The 6,956-nt window shown below is 39.1% G+C and carries 4 protein-coding genes; 1 reads left to right on the plus strand and 3 read right to left on the minus strand.

The window, feature by feature from the left end; translation table 11 throughout:
- Window positions 1-24: 24 nt before the first annotated feature.
- Entirely contained in the window at window positions 25-1,062 is a 1,038-nt protein-coding gene (locus Q0017_RS09100) for a type IV pilus twitching motility protein PilT (RefSeq protein WP_298145686.1), read from the minus strand.
- Window positions 1,063-1,184: 122 nt separating this feature from the next.
- Here Q0017_RS09100 and Q0017_RS09105 point away from each other — a divergent pair, with 122 nt between their 5' ends.
- The gene (locus Q0017_RS09105; protein WP_298145689.1) at window positions 1,185-1,874 is read left to right on the plus strand and encodes a YggS family pyridoxal phosphate-dependent enzyme; all 690 of its coding nucleotides are present in this window, start codon (window positions 1,185-1,187) and stop codon (window positions 1,872-1,874) included.
- A 30-nt stretch (window positions 1,875-1,904) separates the two neighbouring features.
- Here Q0017_RS09105 and Q0017_RS09110 read toward each other — a convergent pair whose 3' ends face one another.
- Window positions 1,905-5,498: an AAA family ATPase gene (locus Q0017_RS09110; RefSeq protein WP_298145692.1), complete on the minus strand. Its 3,594-nt coding sequence runs from the start codon at window positions 5,496-5,498 to the stop codon at window positions 1,905-1,907.
- A 9-nt stretch (window positions 5,499-5,507) separates the two neighbouring features.
- Complete coding sequence (locus Q0017_RS09115; RefSeq protein WP_298145695.1) at window positions 5,508-6,764, minus strand: exonuclease SbcCD subunit D C-terminal domain-containing protein; 1,257 nt, start codon at window positions 6,762-6,764, stop codon at window positions 5,508-5,510.
- Window positions 6,765-6,956 lie beyond the last annotated feature (192 nt).

Raw genomic sequence — 6,956 nt, forward strand, 5'->3', positions numbered from 1 at the left:
GCCTTGTCCTAATTATTATTAAAATTATAAGAAACTTTCAGGTTGTTTTGCGGCAGTACGTGCAACTTGATTGGTGATAATACCTTTGGATACTAAATTCTTTAAGCTTTGATCAAGTGTGGTCATACCATAGCTGGCACCGGTTTGAATGGATGAATACATCTGTGCCACTTTGTTTTCACGAATCAAGTTACGAATGGCAGGAATACCAATCATGATTTCATGTGCTGCCACACGCCCGCCACCATTTTTCTTCAGCAGTGTTTGTGAAATCACCGCTTGTAAAGACTCAGATAACATGGAACGTACCATATCTTTTTCTTCAGCAGGGAATACGTCAATCACACGGTCAATGGTTTTGGCCGCAGAGGTGGTATGCAGTGTACCAAATACCAAGTGACCGGTTTCGGCCGCGGTTAAAGCCAAACGAATGGTTTCTAAGTCACGCATCTCACCAACCAAGATAATATCTGGATCTTCACGTAATGCTGAGCGCAATGCTTCATTAAAGCCATGCGTATCACGGTGGACTTCACGTTGGTTAATCAGGCATTTTTTGGATTGGTGTACAAATTCGATCGGATCTTCAACCGTTAAAATGTGGTCATAGCGGTTGTCGTTAATATAATCGAGCATGGCTGCTAAAGTGGTAGATTTACCAGAACCTGTTGGTCCTGTCACCAAAACAATACCGCGTGGATATTCACAAATATCTTTGAAAATTTGTCCCATGCCTAAGTCTTCCATGGTGAGGACTTTAGAAGGAATGGTACGAAACACCGCGCCTGCACCACGGTTTTGGTTAAAGGCATTGACACGAAAACGCGCCACACCAGGTACTTCAAAAGAAAAGTCAGTTTCTAACTTTTCTTCATAATCCCGACGCTGCTTGTCATTCATAATGTCGTATACCAACTTATGTACTTCTTTATGTTCAAGTGCTGGTAGATTAATACGACGTACTTCACCATCGACACGAATCATTGGCGGCATGCCAGCAGATAAGTGCAAATCTGATGCCCCATTTTTAGCTGAAAACGCTAAAAGTTCTGTAATATCCATAACAATCCCCACAAGAATTAATCTTAATTATTTTGTTAGAATAATACGGCTTTCTCTGCACTTAACCAACAGTTGAGTAAAAGCTAAAGTAAAAAAATCACCTGCAAATGAGAGCAATGACGATGAATGGTCTAGAGATAACCCGAAATCAAGTGTTACAACAGATGGCAACAGCCTGTCAAAACGCTGGGCGTGATGTCGCACAGGTGAGTTTGTTGGCGGTTTCCAAGACCCATCCGAGTGATATCGTGGCAAAGATGTATGCTACAGGGCAACGTGCCTTTGGTGAAAATTATTTACAAGAAGCCTTAGATAAAATTGAAGCTTTACATGAACTCGACATTGAGTGGCATTTTATTGGTCATGTACAGCGCAATAAAACCAAGCATTTGGCCGCACATTTTGCTTGGGTGCATGGTGTAGACCGTTTCGTGATTGCCGAGCGTTTATCTAACCAAAGACAAGCCACCCAAGCACCTTTAAATATTTGTCTACAGGTTAATATTGATGACCAAGACAGCAAAGATGGTTGCTCGCCTCAAGATGTTGCCGATTTAGTTCAGCATATCAGTCAATTGCCTCATGTGCGTTTACGCGGTTTGATGGTGATTCCAGCGCCTCACAATCATCAAGCATTTACAGACGCCAAAACTTTATTTGATGCCGTAAAGCCACAACATGCCAATCCGCAAGATTGGGATACTTTAAGCATGGGTATGTCCGGTGATATGCCAGCAGCAATTGCCGCCGGCTCAACCATGGTGCGTGTTGGCACAGCATTGTTTGGTGCACGCGATTATTCACAGAACTAAAAAAAACCTCCTGATCAGGAGGTTTTTTATTTAACCGACAATCTTAATGGTACTTGCACCTGAGCCTAAAGGCTTGACTTGAATCTGGACAGGAATGCGTTCATGCATCTCTTGAATGTGTGAAATCAGCACCACTTTACGACCTTGGCTTTGTAAATGATCCAGTGCATTCATCACCATATGTAAAGAGGCAGGGTCGAGCGTGCCAAAACCTTCATCAATAAATAAAGATTCAATCTTCATGGAACCAGATGCCATATTGGCAATTGCCAGAGATAAGGCAAGGGCAGTAAGGAAGGATTCACCGCCTGAAAGAGAAGAAACAGAACGAATTTCTCCATCCATCTGATGATCAATAATGGCAAGACTCAGTGAATTTTCTAAACGCTTTAACGTATAGCGCTGCGATAGCATCGCCAATTGTTGGTTGGCATATTCAAGCAAGATATCAAGATTATATTGCTGTGCATAATCTCGGAATTTTTTACCTGTGGAATCACCCATTAAGCTAGAAATTTTACTCCAACGATGTTCTTCAGTTTTGATTTTTTGAATCTGCTCAGCGAACTCTTTTTGCTTAGTGACATTTAGATGATGCACTTCAAGTTTAAGTTTTAGTTCATCACGCTGTTCAGCCAAAGTGTGCATATTTTGAATCAGGCTTGAAAAGCGTTGATTTAACGCTTGAAAATCGAGTTTAGGTTGTTGTTCTAAGTGCTGTTTAAGTTGTACTTGAATGGTTTTAATACCTGCTTGTACATCTGTATAAGCACGTTTAATTTCAGAAACACGTTGCTTCAATTGTTGTTCTTGCTCAAAACTAATCGAACTGAGTTGTTCAAATAAAGCTAGATTGAAGTCAGGATGCTGAACAAGCCACTTTTGAATGATATCTTGGACGTGCTTGATTTGAGCGTGTAATTGACTTTGTTGAGTGAGATAGCCTTTTAAGCGACTTTGTATTGCTTCAAACGATTCGTGTATTTGATCAAAGCTTTGGCACACAAGGTTAAATTTAAGCTGTAAATTTTGACGATCCTGCTCAAACTCCATCAGCCACTCATGTGGTTTTTCTACGGTTTTTGCAGTCATAGAAAAAATGACCTCAATGGCAATATCACTATTCTTTTTACCTAAACTTTTTAGCTCATCAATCGTATTTTCAGCCGATAGAATTTTTTCCTGACTGAATTTAACTTGTTGCTCATATTGTTCAAGTTGTTGTGATTTTTGACCAAGTCGTACTTCACATTCATGACGTTCAATAAGTTTGCTTCTACGTTGCTGTAAGTTTGTATACAGTTGCTCAGATGCTTTTAAAGTGTTGCTTTCCCAAGCTTGTTTTTCTGGCGCAGTTTGCAAACTCAGGATATGCTGAATATTGGATTCAGCCCGTTGTACATTTGATAAATGCTGTGCAGTATTTTGAATGGATTGTTTGAGTTCATGACGTCGTTTTTGTACATTTTCATACGTAGTTAAACTGCTTTCAAGTTGTTGTTGCGTGTTTTGAACACGTACTTTTTGTGTCTGAATGATTTGGGTTAATACATCATGATTTTCTGAAAAATCAAAAACGATATTTAGTATACTAAGTTGTGTTTCGAACTCAGATTGAAGCTGTTGACGTTGCGTTGTTAGGGTTGTCAGTTGTTTTGTATTCGCATCCAATGAAGCATTTTGTTGAGTGAATTTCGTGTGCAGTTTTTGCCAAATTTCAAATGCCTGATTTTCTGACTCAAGCGCATCATGCTCTTGCTGTTCTTGTAGTTTTAATAATTCATCAGAAAAAGCGGTTTTATCTACATAGGGGTGATGGGTACTTCCACAGACTAAGCAGGCTTCACCATCGACCAATTCTGCTCTAAGTTTTTCAATATTTTCGGTGTTGAGTAAGCGTTGTTGTTGCAAGATTTTTTGCAGTTGCTCACGGGCAATTTTTTGTTCTTGATAGCTTACATCAGCAGATGTTAATTCGATTTTAATCTGCGTGATTTGCTGAGTTAAGTCATTTTCTAAGCGTTTGAGCTTGCGATATTCAGTCTCAACCTGTTGGAGGTTTTGCCATTGATGTTGAACAACATTGAAATGATTAAATTGTTGTAAAAGTTCATCACGTTCACTACGTAAAGCACTTATTTTCTGACTTAGCTCATTTTCTTGACCGAACTTATGTGTTAATTCATCCAGTTGTTTTTGGTTGATGAAAAGTTGCTGATTGGCTTGTTGTAGATCGCCATATTGATGTTCAAATTGTTCATAACTTTGTATGAAACGCTGCACTTGGAAAGTGTGTGCTGAAAGGGCGTCATCTAATGGAGAAAAATGATCTGAGCTTTCTAATTGTATGGTGTGCTGAGCAAAGTTATTTTTCAGCTGTTCAATTTGTTCTTGAGTCTGTTTTTCATTGTTGAGATGTGGAGTAAGTTGATTTTCAAGTTCTTTAAATTCGCTTTGAGCTTTTCGAAGTTGCTGAATCAACACTTTACGTTCAGCAATTCGATCACGAACCTTCTGAATGTTTTTTTGATGTTGTATTTCAAATTGCTGTTGCTGTTTTTGTTCAATTTCAATATTTTCAAAGTTTAATTTTTCGGCAGTGTACCTCTTTTCAATGCTATTGAATTCTTGTTGAACTTTTTTAAGAAGTGGGTTTAACTTTTCAAGGTCTGTATGGAAATTCGAATTTTGAATCACATAAGGTCGAACAGAGGCAAAGCGTTCAAGTTGTTGTAATTGTAATTTCTCAGGTGCAAGAGCATCTATTTGTTGCTGCTGAATTCTGAGTTGTTGCTGAAGTGTTTGAGCATTGTCTTCATACTTTTGTTTTTGCTCAAACCATTGGTGTTGCTTTTGTAAGTTGAATTTTTCCGTTTCTAGTTTCTTATATTCAGTATTTATACTTTCGAATGTTGCATTTATCTCATTGAAATCTTCATCCGATAAGATTTCGATACGTCCTGAAAAGCTTTCAATTTCTTTAAGTTGATTGGTAATCTGCTTGGTTTTTTCAAAAGCCAATTGACCAACTTTGGCAAAAATACTGGAGTTTGTGAGGTATTCTAAAAGTTCGCCACGTTCACTATCTCGTGCTTTTAAAAACGCAGTGACTTCAGATTGTGCCAACAATACAGCACGAGTAAATTGATCAAAACTTAGCTGAGCGATTTGCTGAATAGACGTTTCAACCGCTTTAGCTTTATCTGCAACAACCACGCCATCAGTCAGGCACTTTAAAGAACGTTGGACGCTTTGTAATTTACCCGTAGGGTTTTCCCGCGCACGTTTAATTTCCCAACGTGCCGAATAGACTTTTTGATCTTGTGCAACAAAGCTTAGTTCGGCAAAACCCATGCCGCAGCCGCGACGTAACACGGTGAGGGGAGAATTGGTTTGTAATTCAGAGCCATCCACGTCGGTTAGCTTGCCATCGCTGTCTTTTAAGCGGGGCACACGGTTGAATAATGCCAAACACATGGCATCTAAAATGCTCGATTTGCCAGCACCTGTTTTTCCGACAATTGCGATTAAACCTGTACTAGATAAAGGCTCACTTTCAAAATCAATAAAATGCTCACCTGCTAAAGATGCCAAATTTTTAAGACGAATAGATAAAATTTTCATGGCAAATCCTTAAGCATTATCATTATTTTCAAGTGTTTTTTGAGCCTCACCCACCAAGCTCATAAAGTCAGAAAAAACTTGATCATCTTGCTGATAGCCCTGTTTGTGCCATAAGCTTTGGAACAGTTTTTTCGGTGTTGGTGGCTCTAAACTGATTTTTTGATCAGCATTCTCTTGGACGTTATTTTGCTGATATTGACGAGAAATACGCACTAAACGATAACGATTTTTGGGTAAAGCATCTTCTAAAAGTTGGCGTAAATTCGGCTGAGGTGGTGTATTGGTATGGTATTCAATATCGATATATTCACGTTGATCAATCGATTCAATTTCACCTTCTTGCAATGAGCGCAGTTGTTCGAACACCTCAGATAATTCGCCACGAATTTTATGCAGCTGCACCACACGAGGAATAGTTAGTGCTTCAAATTGAAAACGTAATTCATCTGTTAATTCAGGTGCAATTTTTACCTCAACAACTTGATGCTTGTAATTGATTTCACTAAAAGAGAGGGGAATTGGTGAGCCGCTATAGCGAATATGGGCTGAACCGACTTTTTGTGGTTTATGCAAATGTCCAAGCGCAACATAATCGATTACATCATCAAATAACGCTGTCGATAAAGCTTCTTCATTGCCAATAATAATTGGACGTTCAGAATCTGAGGTTTCGCCGCCTTGCATATGTGCATGTGACATTAAAATAAGGGCTTGATCAGGTTGTTTACGTGCTTTGGCCTCGCGAATCAATTCTTGATGTAAATAGGCAATCGCACTTTGGCTATTTTGTGTATGTTCGTTATAAATGCCAGTAATTTCAGAGCTGCGTAAAAAGGGCAGCGTTAAACACCATGCCACAGTTTTACCGTGTTGATCGTAAATAGGTAGGAGTAATGAATCTAGATCAAGGGTGCGGTCATCCTTCCATTTGATCACACCGACAGCTTTGGCATTGTATTTATCTAACAGCGGTTGCACTTGCTCAATGCGATAACCTGAATCGTGGTTGCCTGCAATCATTAAAGTTTGCATATGCGGCGCAAGCTCATGTGCATCGGCTAAAAACTGATAGAGCTGTTTTTGTGCCTTAGCCGCAGGATTAATGACATCAAAAATATCACCCGCAATAATTAATGCATTCGGCTGTTTTGCTTTGATTTGCTCAAGTAGCCAAGATAGAAATTGTTCATGCTCATAATCACGCGAGTGGTTATAGAAAAATTGTCCCAAATGCCAATCTGAGGTGTGAAAAAAACGCACAGTCATGTTATTGCTCAAAAAAATACCACTGCCTTACTATAAGGAAAACCGAGGTCAAAATACTAGCGCTAGAAAATAAAAGACCGACGATTCGAGTGATGAGAAATCGTCGGTCAAAAAAGTCTTTTGCAAGAACATCAGTGGCTGCTACACCTAGATCAAACAAAATTTATTATTATTACTGTAAGGTCAGCAAAA

Origin of the sequence: uncultured Acinetobacter sp. (assembly GCF_947624825.1) — a bacterium.
Taxonomy (GTDB): domain Bacteria; phylum Pseudomonadota; class Gammaproteobacteria; order Pseudomonadales; family Moraxellaceae; genus Acinetobacter.

Bases quoted from the DNA above. Each gene is read 5' to 3' on its own strand.
- Q0017_RS09110 (WP_298145692.1), bottom strand. From the start codon at position 5,498: ATGAAAATTTTATCTATTCGTCTTAAAAATTTGGCATCTTTAGCAGGT.
- Q0017_RS09115 (WP_298145695.1), bottom strand. From the start codon at position 6,764: ATGACTGTGCGTTTTTTTCACACCTCAGATTGGCATTTGGGACAATTT.
- Q0017_RS09100 (WP_298145686.1), bottom strand. From the start codon at position 1,062: ATGGATATTACAGAACTTTTAGCGTTTTCAGCTAAAAATGGGGCATCA.
- Q0017_RS09105 (WP_298145689.1), top strand. From the start codon at position 1,185: ATGAATGGTCTAGAGATAACCCGAAATCAAGTGTTACAACAGATGGCA.